A 305-nucleotide genomic window follows, 5' to 3' on the forward strand; every position below is an offset into this window, starting at 1 on the left:
GCCCCGAGTGCCATCAGGAACATCTCGCCGCTATAGTCGACGGGGCCATCCTGCACCGGATCACTTTCATCGCCTTTGGCACTCTCGTCGCCATCGAGCTGGCTTCGGCCCAACAGAGCGCCGATACTTCCTGGTACTGCCTGGAGCGCGATCTTTCCGGCAATCTCATAGACACGCTGGCCAGCCTTAAGCACGCCGACAGCAAGAAGGCTTGCTACCGACGACACTATTCCAATAGCAAAAGCGATCGCTGCATCACGGCTCGCATCGCGCCAGGTCGACGTTCGTTCGAAGCCGACGCGGTC

General features: G+C 60.0%; 1 protein-coding gene. It reads right to left on the bottom strand.

Features of this window, described 5'->3' with window-relative positions; all coding sequences use genetic code 11:
• Window positions 1-248: DUF2391 family protein (locus SB764_RS39190; protein WP_410866636.1), on the bottom strand; the 248-nt coding region annotated here is incomplete at its 3' end.
• Between the last annotated feature and the right edge of the window lie 57 nt (window positions 249-305).

This window comes from Paraburkholderia sp. SIMBA_027, from assembly GCF_046535315.1.
Taxonomy (GTDB): Bacteria; Pseudomonadota; Gammaproteobacteria; order Burkholderiales; family Burkholderiaceae; genus Paraburkholderia; species Paraburkholderia tropica.